The 19754-nt window shown below is 63.5% G+C and carries 17 protein-coding genes; 14 read left to right on the forward strand and 3 right to left on the reverse strand.

The window, feature by feature from the left end; all coding sequences use genetic code 11:
* Window positions 1–11: 11 nt before the first annotated feature.
* Window positions 12–215 (reverse strand): cold-shock protein, encoded by a 204-nt coding sequence (locus tag NG898_RS20030; RefSeq protein WP_004632415.1) that lies wholly within the window; start codon window positions 213–215, stop codon window positions 12–14.
* Window positions 216–629: 414 nt separating this feature from the next.
* Here NG898_RS20030 and NG898_RS20035 point away from each other — a divergent pair, with 414 nt between their 5' ends.
* From NG898_RS20035 to NG898_RS20065, 7 genes are all read left to right on the forward strand, one after another.
* Window positions 630–1298 (forward strand): AAA family ATPase, encoded by a 669-nt coding sequence (locus NG898_RS20035; protein WP_252694058.1) that lies wholly within the window; start codon window positions 630–632, stop codon window positions 1296–1298.
* Complete coding sequence (locus NG898_RS20040; protein WP_252694059.1) at window positions 1295–2305, forward strand: ParB/RepB/Spo0J family partition protein; 1011 nt, start codon at window positions 1295–1297, stop codon at window positions 2303–2305. Before NG898_RS20035 ends, NG898_RS20040 begins: the two co-directional genes overlap by 4 nt.
* A gap of 320 nt (window positions 2306–2625) precedes the next feature.
* Window positions 2626–3444, forward strand: coding sequence for a DNA-binding protein (locus NG898_RS20045; RefSeq protein WP_315862502.1), 819 nt, complete (start codon window positions 2626–2628; stop codon window positions 3442–3444).
* 265 nt (window positions 3445–3709) lie between these two features.
* A complete protein-coding gene (galU, locus tag NG898_RS20050) occupies window positions 3710–4660 on the forward strand; it encodes a UTP--glucose-1-phosphate uridylyltransferase GalU (protein ID WP_252694061.1) in 951 nt (316 codons plus the stop codon).
* A 289-nt stretch (window positions 4661–4949) separates the two neighbouring features.
* Complete coding sequence (locus tag NG898_RS20055) at window positions 4950–6290, forward strand: MFS transporter (protein WP_092970812.1); 1341 nt, start codon at window positions 4950–4952, stop codon at window positions 6288–6290.
* Window positions 6291–6294: 4 nt separating this feature from the next.
* Window positions 6295–8211 carry a sensor histidine kinase gene (locus NG898_RS20060; RefSeq protein WP_252694062.1) on the forward strand — a complete coding sequence of 639 codons (1917 nt, stop codon included), beginning with the start codon at window positions 6295–6297 and terminating at the stop codon, window positions 8209–8211.
* The gene (locus tag NG898_RS20065) at window positions 8208–9566 is read left to right on the forward strand and encodes a sigma-54-dependent transcriptional regulator (RefSeq protein ID WP_252694063.1); all 1359 of its coding nucleotides are present in this window, start codon (window positions 8208–8210) and stop codon (window positions 9564–9566) included. The genes NG898_RS20060 and NG898_RS20065 overlap by 4 nt, the downstream gene beginning before the upstream one ends.
* On the opposite strand, the gene NG898_RS20070 is transcribed toward NG898_RS20065, so the two are convergent.
* Entirely contained in the window at window positions 9563–10363 is an 801-nt protein-coding gene (locus tag NG898_RS20070) for a YhfC family intramembrane metalloprotease (protein ID WP_252694064.1), read from the reverse strand. The two genes, NG898_RS20065 and NG898_RS20070, sit on opposite strands and share 4 nt — an antisense overlap.
* A 125-nt stretch (window positions 10364–10488) precedes the next feature.
* On the opposite strand from NG898_RS20070, the gene NG898_RS20075 reads away from it, so the two are divergent.
* The 7 genes from NG898_RS20075 to NG898_RS20105 all read left to right on the forward strand — a co-directional run bounded on the left by NG898_RS20075 (window position 10489) and on the right by NG898_RS20105 (window position 18768).
* Window positions 10489–10929: a surface-adhesin E family protein gene (locus NG898_RS20075; RefSeq protein ID WP_252694065.1), complete on the forward strand. Its 441-nt coding sequence runs from the start codon at window positions 10489–10491 to the stop codon at window positions 10927–10929.
* 109 nt (window positions 10930–11038) lie between these two features.
* Window positions 11039–13720, forward strand: coding sequence for a diguanylate cyclase domain-containing protein (locus tag NG898_RS20080; protein ID WP_252694066.1), 2682 nt, complete (start codon window positions 11039–11041; stop codon window positions 13718–13720).
* A gap of 450 nt (window positions 13721–14170) precedes the next feature.
* Complete coding sequence (locus NG898_RS20085) at window positions 14171–15331, forward strand: ABC transporter substrate-binding protein (RefSeq protein WP_252694067.1); 1161 nt, start codon at window positions 14171–14173, stop codon at window positions 15329–15331.
* A gap of 109 nt (window positions 15332–15440) precedes the next feature.
* Entirely contained in the window at window positions 15441–16322 is an 882-nt protein-coding gene (locus NG898_RS20090) for a branched-chain amino acid ABC transporter permease (RefSeq protein ID WP_252694068.1), read from the forward strand.
* 10 nt (window positions 16323–16332) lie between these two features.
* The gene (locus NG898_RS20095; protein WP_252694069.1) at window positions 16333–17241 is read left to right on the forward strand and encodes a branched-chain amino acid ABC transporter permease; all 909 of its coding nucleotides are present in this window, start codon (window positions 16333–16335) and stop codon (window positions 17239–17241) included.
* Window positions 17242–17248: 7 nt separating this feature from the next.
* On the forward strand, window positions 17249–18046 hold the full coding sequence (locus tag NG898_RS20100; RefSeq protein WP_252694070.1) for an ABC transporter ATP-binding protein: 798 nt from the start codon (window positions 17249–17251) through the stop codon (window positions 18044–18046).
* Entirely contained in the window at window positions 18043–18768 is a 726-nt protein-coding gene (locus tag NG898_RS20105; RefSeq protein ID WP_252694071.1) for an ABC transporter ATP-binding protein, read from the forward strand. The genes NG898_RS20100 and NG898_RS20105 overlap by 4 nt, the downstream gene beginning before the upstream one ends.
* A 108-nt stretch (window positions 18769–18876) precedes the next feature.
* Here the strand turns inward: NG898_RS20105 and NG898_RS20110 are convergent, their stop codons facing one another.
* A complete protein-coding gene (locus NG898_RS20110) occupies window positions 18877–19749 on the reverse strand; it encodes a LysR family transcriptional regulator (RefSeq protein ID WP_252694173.1) in 873 nt (290 codons plus the stop codon).
* Window positions 19750–19754: the final 5 nt, after the last annotated feature.

Here is a 19754-nt window from a genome sequence, read left to right on the forward strand (position 1 = left end):
CAGCCCGAAACTTATTCCGGCTTGATCGCCGAGGCTTGCAGACCCTTCGGGCCTTGCTTCACCTCGAAGGTGACCTTCTGGCCGTCCTTCAGGGTCTTGAAGCCCGAACCCTGAATTTCGGAGAAGTGCGCGAACAGATCTGCGCCGCCGCCGTCCGGAGTGATGAAGCCGAAGCCTTTGGTTTCGTTAAACCATTTGACAGTACCCGTGGCCATGCAAAAATTCCTTTAAAAAACAAAAAACACGTCGTCCAGCCGATCCGGACATCGCACGAAGAACCGGCTGATTCCGAATCTTGCGTAGACAAAGTCTTCAGACGACTGTCTAAGCATCATAACCAGTTTGAGCCACAGTGTCGATGGGCGGCATTTTTCCGAAATGTCGCTTTTATGCATCTCACTGGTAAACACCTATGAAGCCCGTAAATGCAGGGTTGAACGCATGAAGTTATGCGCTAAAGACCGCATTTACATCTCAATTTAGGTGAATTGAAAATCGCCTGTTCTAGACATCGCCCGCCCCTCTCAGCGATGCGTTTTGTATAAATTGAATTTTATCGATCTTGTGTTTTCTTGCGGTCTTCCCTAAGATGAGCGCTGCTGACTTTCAGCGCTGAAAGTGGAGGCCCAGTGAGCGCCAAGATCGTAACGGTATTCAATCAGAAAGGCGGATGCGGCAAGACCACGGTCAGCATGCACATCGCCGGAACCCTTGGTTTGCGAGGGAGTAAGACGCTGCTCGTCGATATGGACGAGCAAGGAACGGCCACACGGTGGGCCGCTCAAGCGCCGGAAGACAAGCCCTTTCCGGCTTCGGTGATCGGCCTAGCCCCCTCTGGTGGCGCCATGCATCGAGAGGTCCGCAAGTTTGTGGCGGATTACGATTACATCGTGGTCGATTGCCCGCCGGCGGTCCACTCGCCGTCGTCATCAAGCGCGTTGCTTATCTCCGATATTGCATTGATCCCCGTTGTGCCGTCGCCGCCGGATTTGTGGGCTGCCGTGGCTGCCAAAGCGCTTGCGCAGCAGGCTCAAGTCACCAACGAAACGCTGCGTATTCGCGTGCTGGCGAACATGGTTCAGCGGCGCGTTTCGCTCGCGAAGCAAGCAATTGAAATTCTTGGTGATGATAGTGATATTCCTTTGATGGAATCCATGATCGGCTCGCGCTCTGCATTTCGGGAGTGCCAAGCGATCGGGGCGACGGTGCACGGGGTGTCTGGTGCCCGGGAAGCCGTGAGTGAAGTCGACACCTTGATCGACGAGGTGTTGCAGTTGTTGCAGGAGGAACGTGTATGAGCGCGAAGTTGAAATCGCTCAAAGACGGTATGCTGGCCGGCATTGCCGCAGAAAAGACCAAAACGACACCGGTCGATCGCTTTGCATTGGCAGAAAAAGCGATTACCTCTCACCCCCGCGGTCTGCTCGGGCAAGCCGCCTCAGATCCCGCTTTCAGCGCTGAAAGTCCCTCACCTGCGAATACTTCCGAACGCCGGGTGATCAAGGTTCCGCTTGAACGGCTGCAGGAAAATCCGCTCAACGCCCGTCGCATCTACGATCCGCAGATCGTTCAGGAACGGGCGGCATCCATCGCTACGCACGGTCAGCAGACGCCAGGGTTGGCGGCGCCAGATCCGGCGCGGCCAGGCTGGTATGTTCTGATCGATGGCCATTACCGTAAGCGCGCCTTGGCCGCTGCGGGGAAGGTCGAGATGGACTGCTTCATCGAAGACGGCCTGTCAGACATCGATTTCTACCGGCTGTCCTTCGTCTTGAACGAGCAGCGTTCCGGGCAATCCGTGCTGGACAACGCTATCGCGTGGCGGCAGTTACTAGATGAAGGAAAAGTTAAAAAAGAAGAAGATATTTGTGAGATTACCGGTGTCTCTGCAGGAACGGTCAATAAGACGTTGGCACTGTTGAAGCTGCCGGAATCGGTACTCGAAGTCATGAAGGAGCGCCCGGCTGGCATCGGTATCGCGACCGGATATGAACTGACGCTGTATTTCAAGAGCGCCGGCGAAGACCGCACGCGTGAGCTCGTGCATCGCGTGCTGGAAGAGGGGCTATCGAGCCGCGATGTGGAGCAGATCCGCAAAGTGGCTCAGGAAGGGCGCACCCGAAAGGTCAAGGAAGTCAGCCGCCAGTACAAGATTCGAAGTGCTGAAGGTGATCTTCTAGGCACAATTAAGGAATGGGATTCCGGCCGCGTGATGCTCGATGTGAAGCTAGGAGATCGTGGCGCACGGGAATCGTTGGTTGAGGCACTGAAGAGCCGTTTCGGCCTGGACGTCGCCTTACTGTAGTTCCGCCACAGTTTTGCTCATCGGAAAGCGCCCAATAGGGCGCTTTTTTTTGCCTCAATTTTCGACGGCTCAGAGCTTGTCAATGCAGGGAGCGTACCCGTTTCTGCGTTGGCTGACAGGGTCGGCGACGCCACGCAGAGCCGCGCGCGTCATCATCCAACGTCCGCCGAAATGAGCAGATTTGATGTCGGAAGGCCACGCCGACGAGTCAGAACTCGACTGCAACTACAGTTAGGCAATAAATAAATAATGAAGCATTTATCGAGGTATTTGATGTTTTTAACCCTTGATGTACACTGTAATAACACCTGATAGCTCTTATGGCACGCCCCGGTCTCCATTTCTCGGCTGAGCAGCAGCAGCGGATCGTTGAAGCGATCCGGAGGTTGGATATCGCCTTCCCGCACGACAACGCGGTGTTCTTGGATGAGGTAATCGAAGCCGTTCAGGCCGTGACACGTCGTGTTTACGGCGTTCGGCGTTACGTACAGTGGTTGGCGGAGGCGGGAGTGCGCCGACGTCCGAGCAATACGACGTTGCAGAAGGCGGTAGACCGCGCGCAGGGGCGCGGACCGGTTGCAAACGGTGTTGCCGCGGACGCGGTTGAGACGTGGCCGATCCCGTTGGCTCACGCAGAAACGGGTACGCTTTCGTCACGTGATGAGCGAAACCGCATCGCCTCGCGCGCCATTGGCGCGCCCGGTGCAGGCGCCGAATGGATGGAAGCGCGCATTCGCGCCGAGGTGGCCGAGCGCGCCCTAGAGCACGAAGCTGCGCGCAATCGGCAATTGCAGGCTGCCATGGCCGACTTGGAGCGCCGTCTTGGCGAGGCGCTTGCCACCGCGCCCACCGTACCGCCCAAGTTGACTGATGCGACCCTCGAGCGCCTGGAGCAGACCATGGAGACCGTGACCCGCTTGGAAGGGGCGGCCAGCGCGCTGGCAGGTACGGAGCGCTTTCTGCGTTTGCAGAACGATGCGGTGCGCCAGCAGACGCAAAACGAAGCGGATCAACTGCGCCAGCGCATCCGCACCCTCGAAGCCGAGGTCGCGCAATTGAACGCGCAGATTGATGCCTACCGGCGCACGCCTGAGCGCAACGCACCCGTCTCACGGGGCTGGGTCAAGCCATCTTCCTGATTTCTAACGGCTTGTCAGCGGGTGCTTACTGGCCTAGCCGACCGCAAGTTGGCACAAATCGGTACGCAGAATTGGGTACGCTTTTCGACTTTCGGCGCTGAAAGTTGGTGCGACGGAGTTGCAACCGGTTGTAGGAAAGATGCCAATGCGGTGCTCGTAGCGTTGCGCGGGACACGCCAGATGGCGTTCCATCAACGGGTCGACCCATTGGCTTGCGCTGGCATATGACTTGCTCATGACGCTACGTCTCACCAATGGAGTTGTCATGAACGAGAAGATCACCAAGGCCGTGTTTCCCGTGGCAGGACTCGGTACACGTTTTCTACCCGCCACCAAGGCGAGCCCGAAAGAGATGCTCCCGATCGTCGATAAGCCGCTGATCCAATATGCGGTGGAAGAGGCTGCCGCTGCGGGTATCACGGAGATGATCTTCATTACGGGCCGCGCCAAGCGCGCTATCGAAGACCATTTCGATAAGGCCTACGAGCTGGAAACTGAGCTGGCCGCTAAGAACAAGCACGCATTGCTGGAGATGGTGCAGTCCATCAAACCGTCCGGCGTCGAGTGCTTTTATGTCCGCCAGCCCGAGACCCTGGGCCTCGGCCACGCCGTGCTCTGTGCGCAGAAACTGGTACGCGACGAACCCTTCGCCGTGATCCTGGCCGACGACTTGTTGGACAACCAGCCGCCCGTCATGCAGCAGATGACGGAGCTTTACGATCACTACCGTTGCTCCATCGTCGGCGTCGAAACGATTGCGCCTGAAGCCTCGCGTTCGTACGGCGTGGTCGCCGGCCGCGAATGGGATGACCGCCTGGTCAAGCTCGATGCCATTGTCGAAAAGCCGGCGCCCAAGGATGCGCCGTCCAACTTGGGTGTGGTCGGGCGCTACATCCTGACACCGCGCATCTTCGATCATCTGCGCAATCTGAAGCCTGGCGCGGGCGGCGAGCTGCAGTTGACGGACGCCATCCAGAGCCTGCTTGCTGAAGAGCAGATCCTGGCTTATCGCTACCGTGGTCAGCGTTTCGATTGCGGCAGCAAGTTCGGTTACCTGCAGGCGACGGTCGAGTTTGCGCTGCGCCATCCGGAAGTGCGCGCTGACTTTGAAGCGTATCTGCATGACCGTCTGGGCCTGTCCGCAACGCGTGAAGAGGTGTCCGCCGAACTGGATTCGTTGGTCCGCGACACCATTCCGCTGAGCGTGGCCGCCTGAGCTTCGCCTCTCCCTTTCTCAGAATCGGTCGTGCGGGTTTCCGCACAGGTCGCCCCGGTCGATTCTGAGAAACCGCACACTCCTCCCTTCGTCCACCGTTCGTCGCTTTCCTGCAAAGCCTTGTGCCACGGGCTTTTGCGGCGGATCTGCGCGTCTGCTTTTCGCATGGAATGCTTCTTGAGTAAGAGCGACCACCCATAAACCGGCGGACCGCTCGGACGTCTCACATGCAGTTCTATGTGCGACATGTCACCAGCAAAGGCCGCCGCCAACGCTCCAAGGAGACACCATGACGCAGCCTCAGGCTGGTGCGGTCACGGGCGACTTTTCGCCCGCGCAGGCCCCCACCAAAGACACTCCCGCAGACGTACGCCGTCGTCTGCGTTCCATCTTCTCCGGTTCGGTTGGCAATCTGGTCGAGTGGTACGACTGGTATGTCTACTCGGCGTTCGCGCTGTACTTTGCCAAGTCGTTCTTCCCCAAGGGCGACCAGACCGCACAGTTGCTCAATACGGCCGCGGTGTTTGCGGTGGGCTTCCTGGCGCGTCCGGTGGGCGGCTGGCTGATGGGCATCTACGCCGATCGCTACGGCCGCAAGCGCGCACTGTTCTTCTCGGTGGTGCTCATGTGCGCGGGCTCGCTCATCATTGCGCTCACGCCCAGCTACGCGACCATCGGCGTTGCGGCACCCGTGATGCTGGTGCTGGCCCGTCTGCTGCAGGGCCTGTCAGTCGGTGGGGAATACGGCACCTCGGCCACGTACCTGAGCGAAGTCGCCAACAAGGAAAACCGCGGCTTCTATTCAAGCTTCCAGTACGTCACGCTCATCGCCGGCCAACTGACGGCGCTGGCGCTGCTGATCGTGCTGCAGCAGTTCGTGCTGTCGCCGGCGCAGCTTGAGGCGTGGGGCTGGCGCGTTCCGTTCTTCATTGGCGCGCTGTGTGCGCTGGTGGCAATGGCCATGCGCTCGCACATGGAGGAAACGCAGTCCTTTACTGCCGCTAAGGCAAACAAGAAGCGCGGCACGCTGTCGGAACTGGCCAAGCATCCGCGCGCCGTTGCGACGGTCGTAGGCCTGACGATGGGCGGTACGGTGGCGTTCTACACGTACTCGATCTACATGCAGAAGTTCCTGGCCAACACGGTGGGGTTGTCAAAGGACACGGCGACGCTGGTGTCCGGCGCCACGCTGCTGCTGTTCGCGATGCTGCAGCCGATCGTGGGCGGGTTGTCCGACCGCATTGGCCGCCGTCCGATCCTGATTGCGTTCGGCGTGCTGGGTACGCTGTTCACCGTGCCCATCATGACCGGCATCAGCCAGACCACCAACGTGTGGACGGCCTTCTTCCTGATCATGGCCGCACTGGTGATTGTCTCGGGCTACACGTCGATCAACGCGGTGGTGAAGGCGGAGCTGTTTCCCGCGGAAGTTCGTGCACTGGGCGTGGGCCTGCCGTATGCACTCACGGTGTCGATCTTTGGCGGCACGGCGGAGTACATCGCGCTGTGGCTGAAGCAGGCAGGCCACGAATCGCTGTTCTACTGGTATGTAACGGGCACGATCTTCCTGTCGCTGTTGGTGTACGTGTTCATGCGCGATACTCGCGAGCATTCCCGCATCGAACATTGAACCCATGTCGCCAACCGACGGCCATGCCGACCTTGCCCAACCCGCACGCGGACGTGGCTGGCGTGTGGCCGTCGCGCTGGCCATGGCGGCGTGCTGCGCAGCAGCGGGATGGGGCGCGTACGCCGTCGCCCTGCAGCGCTACGTCGCCACGCGTGCTGAAGAGGCCGGCCAGCGCACCACTTTCTATGCGCAGAACCTGCGCAGCACGCTGGCGCGCTATGAGTCATTGCCGAGGCTGGCGGCGCTGGAGCATGTGCTGCACGTCGCGCTGCAAGAGAATCCCCAGGCTGGCGACGCCGTCATGCGTCGCGCGGCCAACGCCTATCTGAAAGAAGTCCAGGCGGCCACCGACTTGGCCGCCGCTCATCTGATCAATACGACCGGCCTCACGATTGCGGCCAGCAACTGGGATCTGCCGACCTCGTTCGTCGGCCAGAACTACGCGTTCCGCCCGTACTTTGTCGAGGCCATGCGCGAAGGGCTCGGTCGCTTCTACGGCGTCGGCAACACCACGGGCGAGACGGGCTATTTCGTCGCCGCTCCCGTGCGCGAAGACAACAAGCCGATCGGCGTGGTGGTCGTGAAGGTCAACCTCGATGCGTTCGAGGCCACGTTGTCGCGCAGCGGCGATACGGTGCTGCTGGTGGATCGGCACGGCGTGATCTTCCTGTCGTCCGTACCCGAGTGGAAATACCGCACGCTCGGCACCTTGAGCGCCGACCAGCGCGCCGCACTCGACGCGACGCGCCAATACGCCCCGCACATCCTCACGCCGCTCGGAATGAGCGACGGGCAAGCCGCGAGCGTACCCTTTTCTGCGGACCATCCCCCGCAGACCGTGCGTGTGGCGTTGCCCGGAAAATCGGTGTCGACACTGCGTGTGCAGTACCGCCCGGTGGGCCTGCTCGGCTGGCAAGTCGCCGTGTTGATCGACCCGCGCGACGAGCAGCGCACCGCGTTGGTGGCCGGTGCAAGCGCCGCGTTTGCGATGGCGCTGATCTTCGCGGTACTCGTTGCTTTGCGTTTGCGTACGCGCCGGCGCGAAGAGCAGCACCGCGCGCGCGCCGCGCTGCGCGAAGTCCAGCGTGACCTCGAAGCCCGCATCGCCCAGCGCACCGCCGAGTTGACGTCGGCCAACACCGCGCTGGCCGGCAAGGTCGAGGCGCTCGATGCCGCGCAACGCATCCTGCGCGAAACGCGCGATGCCGCCGTGCAAGCCGGCAAGCTCGCCGTGCTCGGCCAGATGGCCGCCGGCATCACGCACGAACTCAACCAGCCGCTCACCGCGCTGACCACGTTATCCGACAACGCCAACCAGCTTGCCGAGCGCGGCCGCATCGACGAAGTGCGCGGCAACCTCACGCACATCAGCCAGCTTGCCGAACGCATGGGGCGTATCGTTTCGCACATCAAGGCGTTCTCGCGCAAGGGCGATGCGGCACGCGCGGCCGTCTCGGTGGACGAGGCCATCCGCCAGGCGCTGATGCTGGTTGAGACGCGTCGCCGCCAGGCCGGCGTGACGGTGGTGACAGAGCCGGTGCCGACCGATCTTGCGGTCTGGGCCAATGCCGTGCGGCTCGAGCAGGTGCTCGTCAACCTCATCCGCAACGCCATTGACGCCACCGCCGAGGCGCCCGCAGCCGAATCGGCGATCGTGCGCGTGAGCGTCCAGCCCATCGAGAAATGGGTACGCATCACCGTGCGCGACTTCGGCCCGGGCATTCCCGCCGACGTGCTGCCGCGCCTGTTTGAGCCGTTCTTCACCACCAAGGACGATGGCCAGGGCCTGGGGCTGGGCCTCGCGATTTCGCTGGCGATCATCGAAGATTTTGGCGGCCGGCTCGAAGGTCGCAATGCGGGTGACGATGCGGGTGGCGCAGAATTCATCATCGAGCTTGAACGCGTTGTGAAACCGACATGACTGAACACGGTACGCCGGACCCTTCCCCCATCGACCACGCGCCCGTCTTCCTGATCGAAGACGACGACGTGGTGCGCCTGGGCTGCGAGCAAGCGCTCACGCTGGCGGATGTGCCGGTGCAATCCTTTGCCGATGCGGAAAGCGCGCTGGCCGCACTCGCCGCGCAAACGCCCGCCGTGGTCGTCACCGACGTGCGCCTGCCCGGCCGCGACGGCATTGCTGTGCTGCGCGAGATGCTGCAGCACGACCGCCAGTTGCCCGTCATCCTCATCACCGGTCATGGCGATGTGACGATGGCCGTGGCCGCCATGCGCGCCGGCGCCTACGACTTCATGGAGAAGCCGTTTCACTCCGAGCGCTTGGTCGACGTGGTGCGGCGCGCGTTGGAAAAGCGCAGGCTCACGTCCGAAAACCTGCGTTTGCGTGAAGCGCTGCAGGGCCGGCAGGCGTACCCGTTGATCGGCCAGAGCGCTGTCATGCAGAACGTGCGCCGTCTCGTCACCGCACTGGCACCGACCGATGCTGACATCCTCGTCACGGGCGAGACCGGCTCGGGAAAGGAAGTGCTCGCGCGTGCCATTCACGAAGGCAGCCGACGTCGCGGGCCGTTCGTCGCGCTCAACTGCGCGGCGCTGCCGGAATCCGTGTTCGAGAGCGAGATGTTCGGCCACGAGGCGGGCGCATTTACGGGGGCCAACCGCCGCCGCATCGGTAAGATGGAATATGCGGATGGCGGCACGCTGTTCCTGGACGAAATCGAATCGATGCCGCTGTCGCTGCAGGCCAAGCTGCTGCGCGCGCTGCAGGAACGCAGCATCGAACGGCTGGGCAGCAACGCGAGCGTGCCGGTCAATTGTCGTGTGGTGGCCGCCGCCAAGGTCGACCTGAAGGATGCATCCGATCACGGGCAGTTCCGCGCGGACTTGTATTACCGCCTGAATGTCGTGTCGATTGCGCTACCGGCGCTGCGCCAGCGTGCCGAAGACATTCCGTTGCTGATGGCCCACTTTCTGCAGCAGGCCGCGGTGCGCTACGAGCGTGCGGCGCCCGACTGGTCTGCGCAGGACATGATGCGCTGGCAGCACCACGACTGGCCTGGCAACGTGCGCGAGCTGAAGAACGTTGCCGAGCGCTTTTGCCTCGGATTGGACGACGGCCTGGTGGTTTCGGAGGCGAGCCAGCATTCCCTGGCGGGCCGGATGATGGCGGTCGAACGCACCACCATCGAGGAAGCGCTGCGCGCGACGGAGGGCAATGTTGCCCGCGCGGCCGATCTGCTGGCCGTGCCGCGCAAGACGCTGTACGACAAGCTCAACCGGCACGGGATCGAGCCGGACCACTTCCGCAGCAGTTAGCGCAGCGAGGATTCGCCGATCTTGCGGCCGCCTTGTGGGGGCCAGCACGTTGCTGCCAGCAGCACGGCCGCCACGGCGTAGATCGCTTCGGTCACGGCCAGGGGCAGCACATGTACCTGGTACAGCGCAGCGGGCAAGTCCGCCAGCGCGTGCAGCAGCACTGCCAGCACGACAATCACAAACCGCCGTTGCCGCACCGCGTGCCACACCACCAGCGTGAGCGTGAACTGGATCAGCATCGCGGCAATGCGCTCGCTCACTGCACCGAGCGCCAGCCACGGCGAGAGCTGCGCCAGCATGGCGTGGATGGTCCCGACCATGGCATCGGCGCCGCTGGCCGCGAGCCGCGATTCCAGCTCGCCGCGGTTGGCGGCAATGCCGAACATCACCATCTGCGCCTGCGATGCCGCACCGACCAGCCACGCTTCGATGCCCGCGTGACCGAGCGCGTAGGCCACAGGTGTGGCGGCACCCCCCGGCTTGCGCACGAGAAAACGCAGGCCAAGCCAGCGTCCGCTTTCCTCGAACAAACCGGCCATCAGCGCGCCGTAGATGACAAACAGCACGGGCATACGCAACCAGTGCGCCGTGATCGGGTTGAGCTGCAGCAGATACAGGTGCAGCGTGCGTTCCAGTACCAGCGCAAACACGACAAACACCGCCGCGCCCACGCCGATGTCGCGCCACGCCAGGTCAAAGCGCCGCCGCAACCAGAACCACGCCACGACCGGCACGCTTGCGATAAGCAAAGCGGCGACGGCATGGGCAACGAGGGCAGACAGGGCGACGGTGGGCATGGCGGATGGCGCAGCTGAGGCAATGAAGGTGGCCGCATGCTACCTGAGGGCGCGGGCGCAAGTCTTGCGGACCGATTGTTACAATATGTGCCTGCGGCAGCAGTGCCGCTTCTTGGCTTCTTGATATGGCAGGACGGACGGTCGTGAAACGCATGATGTGGCGGTGGATCTGGATATGCGGTGTCGGCGTGGGCGCCTTTGGCATGGCGGTGCCTGCCCAGGCTGGACGCTGGCACGAATACCTGACGACGACATCCGTCGTGGCTTCCATCGATCGCACGTCGCTGCGCTCCAACCGTACCGGCCACAAGACCTTTCTGGCGCGCACCGTGCTCAGGCGCAGCGAACGCCGCGCCCATGGGGCCCGCTACCGGCCCGGCACCGTGATCCTCTCGCGCCAGGAGATCGACTGCCATCGCCAGCGGATCCGCTTGGTCGACTACGTGGTGCGCGGGCCGGACGGCGCCACCCTCGATACCGATACCGCCGCCGGCGCGCACTGGATGCGCATCCGCTCCGGTACGCTCGCTGCCCGCTCCGCCGCCTACGTCTGCGGCCGCCGCTAGACCCTGCGGGCCGCTCGACAACGACCGGCGGGCATAGCACTATGGTGCTTGCCCTTTAACTACAACAAGACACCGGTCGCGCGGGGCACCGGTGCCAGCCGACGGTCCGATGAAACTGACCCTGAAATCGCAGGCGGCCATCATGGCGACCGTCATCAGCGTGACGGTGGTGAGCCTGTTCGGCTGGTCGCAGCGCGAGCCGATCCGCCGCGAGGTGATGGCGCAGATCAAGGTGCAACAGACGGCCCTGGTCAAGGAGTCGGCGGAAGATCTCAAGCAGCGGCTGGACACCTACCTGGGCGTGCTCGAGCGCACCGCGCAGCAGATGCGCACCGTGCGGTTCGACAGCCCCGCGCAGGAAGCGGCGTTCTACCGATCCATCCAGCCGGCCAGCGGCCTGTTCGACGGCGTGTTCCTGGCCTCGGCCGAGGGTAAGGTGACGGCCACTTCGCCGCACCGCGAGGGCGTGGTCGGCATCGATATTTCAGATCGGGATTACTTCAAGCAGGTCATGGTCGTCGATCAGCCGACCATCTCCGCGCCGCTTCGCAACCGCGTCGGCGGAGAGCCCATTGTCATCATGGCCGCGCCTGTGCACGATCAGGACGGCAATCTCGTCGGGCTGATCGGCGCGTCGCTGTACCTCCTCAAGCCGAACTTTCTGGGCGACCTGCGCGACACGCGCGTGGGCCAGACCGGCCACGTCTACCTGATCACGCGAGGCGACAACCCCATCTATATCGTGCACCCCGCGGCCGACAAGACGCTTGCCCCGCTGGATGCTGATCCTGTGGCGGCTGCGGCCTTCCGCGCGGACCCGGATGCGCTGCCTGAGCCTGGCGGCGACGTGGTCACCACGCAAGACATCATCGCGGCCGGCTGGACGCTTGCTGCCGTGCTGCCCGGCGCCGAGGCCAACCGCCAGCTCTTCCTCATGCGTCAGCGTTTTCGCTGGTCGCTCCTGGTGCTGGCGGCGCTGATTGGCGTGTCGGTGTGGGCGGCGATGCTGTGGCTGTTGCGCCCGCTTGGCCGCTTGCATGCCGCCATGACGCAGTTATCGGCCACGGACTTGCGCAACGCGCCGCCGCTCGAGTTGGACGGTGCTTCCGCGGAAATCGATGCCGTATCGACAGCGTTCCATAGGCTGATGGGCGAGGTCATGCGCCAGCGTGCCGAGCTGGAAGCCGTGAACGATGCTTCGCCGCTCGGGCTGTTTCGCTCGGATGCAGATGGCCGGACCGTCTATACCAACGAGGCGTACCGCCGCCTGCTTGGTGCCACGCATGAAGAGGCGCTGGCCGATGTATGGCTCGCGCGCCTGCATCCGGACGACCGCGATGCCACCATGGCCGGCTGGCGCGAAGCGGTCGCGCGAGGCGCCGGCTACAACGCCGAGCAGCGCGTGATCGTGCCCGGCATCGGCGAGCGATTGCTGGTGGTCACGACGGCGCCGGTGCGGGTTGACGACGAGGTGGTCGGCCACGTTGGCGTCATGGAAGACATCACCATACGGGCGCGGGCGCAACAGGCTTCGCGCGTGCTGACCAAGATTCTCGACTCCACCACCGACTTCGTTGCGCAGAGCGACGTGCAGGGCAACATCACCTACATGAATCCGGCCGGCCGCCGCTTTGCCGGCATTGCGCTGGATGCCAATCTCCAAGGCCTGACCGTTGCGGATTTCTACCCACCCGAGACGATGGGCTGGCTGCGCGAGGTGGCCGTACCTGCGGCCGCGCGCGATGGGGTATGGATTGGCGAAACCACCGCGCGAGGTGCAGAAGGTCAGGTCGTGCCGATCAACCACATGATCATCGCGCACCGCGATCCAGCCGGGCGTATGGAGTACTTCTCATCGGTCATGCGCGACATCACGCAGGACAGGGCCGCCAAGGAAGCGCTGCAGCGCAGCCGCGAAACGCTGCAGACCGTGACCGACGCGCTGCCCGCGCTGGTGGCCTTCATTGACACCGACGAGCGCTTCCGCTTCCTGAATGCCGCCTACGAGAAAGCGTATGGGCGATCGGCCGCGAGCATGCTCGGACAGACCCTGCGTGAAGTCGTGGGTGACGATGCTTACAGCAGCCTTCGCGATGCGTTGCGGCGTGCGCTGGGTGGCGAGACGATGGTCTTTGAGCGCGAACTCCGGGGCCGCGATCTGTACCGGTGCGAAGAGGTCAGCTACCTTCCGCAGTTCGATGCGCAAGGCCGCGTGGCGGGAGTGCATTCGGTCACGCTCGATATCACGGAGCGCAAGAAACAAGAGCTGCGCCTACGCGCGCTGACGACCACCGACCACCTCACCGGTCTGGCCAATCGTGCCGGTTTTGAAGAGCGTTTGCTGGCGGCGCTGGACCAGGCGCGCGTGAACGGGTCCACCGGCGCGCTGTTGCTGGTCGATCTCGATGGCTTCAAGGTCGTCAACGACACGCACGGGCACGCCGTGGGCGATGTGCTGCTGCGTACCTTCGCACAGCGCCTGGCGCGGGCCGTGCGCCCGTACGACGGCGTGGCGCGTTTCGGCGGCGACGAGTTCGCCGTCATCCTGGACCACCTGTCGCACCCGGACGACGCGAAGACGGTCGCCGCCAATATTCTTGCCGCCTGCAACAAGCCGTTTCGGTTGCGTGAGACGATGGTGCAGGTTGGCGCGAGCATCGGTATCGCGACCTTCGACGCGCGTACGCTGGCGCAGAGCGTTGTCTTCGAAGCCGCCGACGAGGCGCTGTACGAAGCCAAATCGCGCGGCAAGGGGTTGTTTGTGAGCGCCGACGAGCTCTCGACAGGCTAATTTCGCGGTGCCGCAAGGCACGCAGAAACGGGTACGCTCCACGTCGATTTGACGGTATCGCGCAGGCAATGTTGCGCCGCAATAGCCGCCCCCCAGGCCGGGCGGCGGACAATCCCCTATCGCACGGTCGTGCGCTTTCCGGTAAAGTCCCGCGACTGACTGCACGTGCCGGCCACCCCGGCGCGTCGCACAAGAGCGCTGTACCCATGGCGCCTTCGCTTCACACTCCGACGCACTCCCGGTGCACGCATGCCTGATCCGGCATCGCTCGCCCGGCAGGTCTTCCGCCGTTTCGCCAACGTTGCTTGTCTTCGTGGCGCGAAACCCGACAGGCGAGCGTCCGGACGCGATGCAGGGCGCATGCGGGGGGAGCGACGGTGTTGGGCCAGCGCATCTTCGAGACGAATCGCATTCAAGCAATCGCGACGGACAAACAAGGAGCAGGTTCGCATGCAAAAAATGATCAAACGGCTGCTGTTGACGGCAGTGGCTGCGGGGGCGGCAATCGCAACGGGCGCGGCAACTGCGGCCCAGGACATCAAGATCGGTGTGGCCGAAGCGCTGTCGGGCGGCGCAGCCCAGTACGGCGTGGCCATCCGCAACGGCTTCCAGCTGGCTGCTGATGAGATCAACGCTGCGGGCGGCATCAACGGCAGCAAGATCGCGCTGGTGATCGAAGACGAGCAGGGCAAGAAGGAAGAGGCCATCAACGTCTTCAAGAAGCTAATCTTCCAGGACAAGGTGGCGATGGTGTTCGGCCCCACGCTGTCCAACTCGGCACAGGCGGCTGATCCGATCGCGCAGGCGTCCAAGACGGTTGCCTTTGGTACCTCCAACACCGCAGACGGCATCACCAGCATCGGCGATTTCGTCTTCCGCAACTCCGTGACCGAAGCCGACGTGCTGCCGGCCACGATCCAGACCGTTGTGAAAAAGGCCGGTGTGAAGAAGGTGGCCGTGCTGTACGGCAACGACGACGTCTTCACCAAGAGCGGCTACGACAACTTCAAGAAGGCGCTCGAAGATCTGAAGATCCCGGTGACGACCACCGAAACGTTCGCCAAGGGCGACGTCGACTTCAAGGCCCAGCTCACCAAGATCAAGGCGACGAACCCGGATGCGATCGTGCTGTCGGCGCTGATTGCCGAAGGCGGTCCGATCATGGTGCAGGCGCGCCAGCTTGGCCTGAACGTGCCGGTCATCGGCGGCAATGGCATGAACTCGGTCAAGGTGTTCGACTTGGCCAAGGACAAGTCCGACAACCTGTGGGTGGGCAGCCCGTGGTCGATCGAGAACCACACGGCCGAGAACAGCAAGTTCATCACCGCCTACACCGCCAAGTACAAGGCAGCGCCGGATCAGTTTGCGGCGCAGGCGTATGACGCCATGTACATCGCAAGCAAGGCGCTGAAGACGGTCAAGTTCAGCGGCAACCTCGAAGCCGATCGCAAGGCGATCCGCGATGCGCTGCCGGCGGTCAAGCACACCGGCGCGACCGGGGCGTTTGCGTTCCGCCAGGTGACGGCACGCGGCAAGCCGGCTGGCTACGACGCCGTGCAGACGCCGATCGTGAGCGTAACCAAGAACGGTAAGTACACGATCGAGAAGTAACCTTCGGTTCTCGTTGAAACCGAAACGCGGGGCGTAGCTAAACCTACGCCCCATCGCTTTTTCTGCGGCTGCTTTGGTGACATTCGGCCGCACCTCACTCTGATTCATCATGCTGGAACAGCAACTCGTCAATGCGCTGTCGCTCGGCTGCGTGTATGCGTTGTTCGCCCTGGGATTCACGCTGGTTTTCGGCATCCTGGGCGTAATCAACCTGTCGCACGGCGCGGTCTTCATGCTCGGTGCCTATGCGGCGCTGCAGGTCGTCCTTCACTTTGAACTGCCGCTGTGGGCGGCACTGGCCGTCGGCTTTGCCGTGAGCGGCGTGGCCGGTCTCATCATCGACGTGCTGCTGCTGCGCCCGCTGCGCCGCCGCAACGCGCCCCACCTGATTCCGATGATCGGGACCATCGGTGCGGGCATCGCCATCAACAACGCCATGCAAGGCGCGTTTGGTGCGGAGAACCTGCGCTTTCCGGCCGGGCTCGTGTCGGATGCCTCGCTGGATCTGGGCGGCATTCATCTCACCCCGCTGGAGCTGGGCATCATCGTGCTGTCCTTCGCGCTGATGGCGGCGCTCATGCTGCTGCTCAAGCGCACGCAACTCGGCCGCGCACTGCGCGCGATTGCGGAGTCGCCGAAAGCCGCCGCGCTGCTGGGCATCAACGTTGAAGGCCTGTTCCTGCTGACCTCGTTTGCAGCGGCGGCGCTGGGTGGGTTGTCGGGCGTGCTGATCGGCCTGTACTCCAACGCCGTGTTCCCGCTGATGGGCCAGCCGATGCTGCACAAGGGCATCGCGGTCATCATCCTGGGCGGCCTGGGCGATATTCGCGGCGCAATGCTGGGCGGCCTGTTCCTCGGGTTTGCCGAGGTGCTGTCGGTGGCCTACATCGGCTCGACCATGCGCGACGCGGTGGCGTTCGGTCTGCTGTTCCTGATCCTGCTGGTGCGACCGCAAGGGCTGTTCGGCAAGGTGTTGGAACGCAAGGCATAAGGAGACCGACATGGAATGGCTCGACAACTTCTGGTCGGTCTACAGCAACCTGGTGCTCACGCTCGGCATCAACGCGTTGCTGGCGCTGTCCATTTATCTCACGCTGTCGTGCGGCCTGCTGGCGATGGCGAATGCGGCCTTCATGGGCATCGGCGCATATACGGCGGCGCTGCTGACGATGAACGCCGAGATGCCGTTTTCGGTCGCGCTGTTCGGCGGCATGGTGGCACCGGCCGTGGTGGCCGTCGTCATCGGCCGGCCGACGCTGCGTCTTTCCGGTGTGTATCTGGCCATGGCCACGCTTGGTTTTGGCGAAGTCGTGCGCGTGCTGATCCTGAACACCGAGAACTGGACCGGCGGCGCGCTGGGCCTGAACGGCATTCCGCAACTGACCGAGTGGTGGCATGTGGCGGTGGCCGTATTGGCCACGCTGTTCGTGCTGGCGCGCATGCGCCGCTCGAAGGTCGGCCGCGCGTTCGAGGCCATCAAGGAAGATGAAACCGCAGCCGGGCTCATGGGCATCAACGTGGCCGGCACCAAGCTGCTGGCGTTCACGCTGGGTGCGGCCATCGCCGGGCTGGCGGGCGCACTCAATGCGCACCTGACGTTCTTTATCGGCCCGAACGAATTCGGCTTCGACCGCGGCGTCGAAATTCTCACAATGACGATTCTGGGCGGCACCAACGGCCTGACGGGCCCGATGCTCGGCAGCCTGATCCTGTCGCTGCTGCCCGAGTTGCTGCGTGCGTTCAAGGATTTCCGCCTGGTCGTCAACGGCGTGATCCTGATGGTGATCGTGCTGTTCCTGCCCAAGGGCATCTGGGATCCGGCGCGTTTCGCGCGCTGGTTCGGCATCAAGCGCGGCGGCACCATGCCGGGTACGGGCACCACCCCGGCTGCTTCCAATGAATCGCACTGAGGCCGCCATGCTGAAACTCACCTCCATTTCCAAGCGCTTTGGCGGCCTGTCGGTTTTGCAGGACGTCAACATTGAAGTGCCGCAAGGCAGCATCTTCGGGTTGATCGGCCCGAACGGCGCCGGCAAGACGACGGTGTTCAATCTGATCACCGGCCTGCTGGCACCCACCGGTGGCTCGCTCACGTTCAATGGCGAGAACCTGGTCGGCAAGAAGCCGCACCAGATCACGCAGATGGGCATCGCACGCACGTTCCAGAACATCCGCATCTTCAAGGAGATGACGCTGCTGGAAAACGTCGTGGTGGGCATGCACCGGCATCTCGACTACAGTGCGCCGGGCCTGCTGCTCTCGCTGCCAAAGTACCGTGCCGCCGAGCGCCGCGCGCGCGACCGTGCACTCGAGCTGCTCTCGTGGGTCAAGCTCGACCACAAGGCGCATGACATTGCCGACAACCTCTCATACGGCGACCAGCGCAAGCTTGAACTCGCGCGGGCGTTGGCCACCGAACCCAAGCTGCTGCTGCTCGACGAGCCCGTCGCCGGCATGAACACGGGCGAGAAGGTCGACCTGATGGCCGAGATCGAGAACATCAAGGCGCGCGGCTACACGATCTTCATGATCGAGCACGACATGCGCTTCGTGATGGGCCTGTGCGAGCGCATTGCGGTGCTCAACTTCGGCCGCATCATCGCCGAAGGGCCGCCCGAGGCGATCCGCAACGATCCGCAAGTCATCGAGGCGTACCTGGGCCGCGATGACGACGATGAAGCGAACGGCGATGCCGCGCAGAAGGAGACGGCATGACCACCTTGCTGGAAGTCAAAGGGCTGGATGTGTCGTACGGGCACATCGCAGCCGTCAAGGGCATCGACTTTGCGCTCAAGGCCGGTGAAATCACCTCGCTGGTTGGCGCAAACGGTGCGGGCAAATCGACCACGCTGCTGGCGCTGTCGGGGCTGATCCCGAAGTCGCAGGGGGATGTGCGCGGCCAGATCCTGTTCGAGGGCGAAGACGTCACGCTGTTGTCTGCCCACAAGCGTGTGGAGCGCGGCATCGTGCAGGTGGCCGAAGGGCGCGCCACGCTCACCACGATGACGGTGCTCGAAAACCTGGAGCTGGGCGCTTACACGCGCAAAGATAAGGGCCAGATCGCCTCTGATCTGGAGCGCGTGTTCCACCTGTTTCCGCGCCTGAAGGAGCGTATCGATGGGCTGGCCGGCAACCTCTCGGGCGGCGAGCAGCAGATGCTGGCCATCGGCCGCGCGTTGATGGCTCGCCCGCGCGTACTGCTGCTGGATGAACCCTCGATGGGCCTTGCGCCGATCATTGTGCAGGAGATCTTCCGCATCCTGCGCACCATCAATGCCGAAGGGCTGACGATTTTCCTGGTCGAGCAGAACGTGCGCCAGGCGTTGAAGATCGCGCAGCACGGCTACGTGCTTGAGACCGGCCAGATCGTGCTGGCTGACAGCGGTAAAAACCTGCTGGGCAATCCGCGCGTGCTCGAAGCCTACTTGGGCGGCTGAGTGTTTTTTGCACGCCTCGGCATGCAATATTGCCGAGGCGCAAGAACCGCATATCCATTTGGTTTGCGGTTCATTTTCACCCAAAAGCGTACCCGTTTCTGCGTACGTTCAAATCCCCGCTAACACGTGTCTCTGTGCGTCGAACAGCGCGATCAATGCGTCGGCTACCGCCCGCACGCGCGGTGATCGTCGAACGTCGGGGTGGATCACCAGCCAGATTTCTCGATGCAACGCAGGGTCGTCGACGGGCAATCGGCGCAAAAGCGTACCCGTTTCTGCGGGCGCACCGAGCAGGTGAGGCAGCGCCGCGACGCCCAGTCCGGCCAGCGCCGCCTGATGCATCGCCGCCAGGTCGCTGCAGCGTAAGACCACGCGACGGTCGCCTGCGTAGTTGTCCAGCCAGCGCTGTTGCGGGACGTGGCGCAGGTTTTCGTCGTAGCCGATGAATTCCCATTCGGATTCGGGGCGTGCGAGCACCTCTGCGGTGGCGTACAGGCCGTAGCCGAGATCGCCTAGCGGCCGTGTCGCCAAAGTCGATGACGTCGGGCGCGACAGGCGCACCGCCAGGTCAGCTTCGTGCGCCATCAGGTTGGCGTTGCGCTTTTCGCCCAGCAGCACGAGATCGATGCCGGGCCATTGCCGGCGCAATGTCGCCAGGTTTGGCGCAATGATGTGGCTGGCCACCGTGGGCGGCGCAGAGATACGCACCGTCCCGCGCAAGCTGCCCGCGCCCGCTGCTGCGCGTGCAAAGCCGGCGGCTTCCTGCTCCATGCGTTCGGCGCGCTCGGCCAGTGCGTTGCCTTCAGCCGTCAGGCGCCAGCCGCGCGGCAGGCGGTCGAACAGGCGCACGCCCAACGATTGCTCCAACGCATCGGCACGCCGCGCCACCGTGGTGTGTTCCACCGCCAGCCGCCGCGCAGCGGCCGACAAGCTGCCTTCGCGCGCCAGCACGAGAAAGTAGCGCACGTCATCCCACTGCAAGGAAG

This window comes from Ralstonia mojiangensis, from assembly GCF_023955645.1.
In the GTDB taxonomy this organism is placed as follows: domain Bacteria; phylum Pseudomonadota; class Gammaproteobacteria; order Burkholderiales; family Burkholderiaceae; genus Ralstonia; species Ralstonia mojiangensis.

Excerpts from the sequence above, each read along its gene's own strand:
- NG898_RS20055 (WP_092970812.1), top strand. The coding sequence starts at position 4,950 with ATGACGCAGCCTCAGGCTGGTGCGGTCACGGGCGACTTTTCGCCCGCG.
- NG898_RS20070 (WP_252694064.1), bottom strand. The coding sequence starts at position 10,363 with ATGCCCACCGTCGCCCTGTCTGCCCTCGTTGCCCATGCCGTCGCCGCT.
- NG898_RS20045 (WP_315862502.1), top strand. The coding sequence starts at position 2,626 with ATGGCACGCCCCGGTCTCCATTTCTCGGCTGAGCAGCAGCAGCGGATC.
- NG898_RS20065 (WP_252694063.1), top strand. The coding sequence starts at position 8,208 with ATGACTGAACACGGTACGCCGGACCCTTCCCCCATCGACCACGCGCCC.
- NG898_RS20060 (WP_252694062.1), top strand. The coding sequence starts at position 6,295 with ATGTCGCCAACCGACGGCCATGCCGACCTTGCCCAACCCGCACGCGGA.
- NG898_RS20105 (WP_252694071.1), top strand. The coding sequence starts at position 18,043 with ATGACCACCTTGCTGGAAGTCAAAGGGCTGGATGTGTCGTACGGGCAC.
- NG898_RS20080 (WP_252694066.1), top strand. The coding sequence starts at position 11,039 with ATGAAACTGACCCTGAAATCGCAGGCGGCCATCATGGCGACCGTCATC.
- NG898_RS20095 (WP_252694069.1), top strand. The coding sequence starts at position 16,333 with ATGGAATGGCTCGACAACTTCTGGTCGGTCTACAGCAACCTGGTGCTC.
- NG898_RS20075 (WP_252694065.1), top strand. The coding sequence starts at position 10,489 with ATGGCAGGACGGACGGTCGTGAAACGCATGATGTGGCGGTGGATCTGG.
- galU (WP_252694061.1), top strand. The coding sequence starts at position 3,710 with ATGAACGAGAAGATCACCAAGGCCGTGTTTCCCGTGGCAGGACTCGGT.
- NG898_RS20030 (WP_004632415.1), bottom strand. The coding sequence starts at position 215 with ATGGCCACGGGTACTGTCAAATGGTTTAACGAAACCAAAGGCTTCGGC.
- NG898_RS20100 (WP_252694070.1), top strand. The coding sequence starts at position 17,249 with ATGCTGAAACTCACCTCCATTTCCAAGCGCTTTGGCGGCCTGTCGGTT.
- NG898_RS20085 (WP_252694067.1), top strand. The coding sequence starts at position 14,171 with ATGCAAAAAATGATCAAACGGCTGCTGTTGACGGCAGTGGCTGCGGGG.
- NG898_RS20040 (WP_252694059.1), top strand. The coding sequence starts at position 1,295 with ATGAGCGCGAAGTTGAAATCGCTCAAAGACGGTATGCTGGCCGGCATT.
- NG898_RS20090 (WP_252694068.1), top strand. The coding sequence starts at position 15,441 with ATGCTGGAACAGCAACTCGTCAATGCGCTGTCGCTCGGCTGCGTGTAT.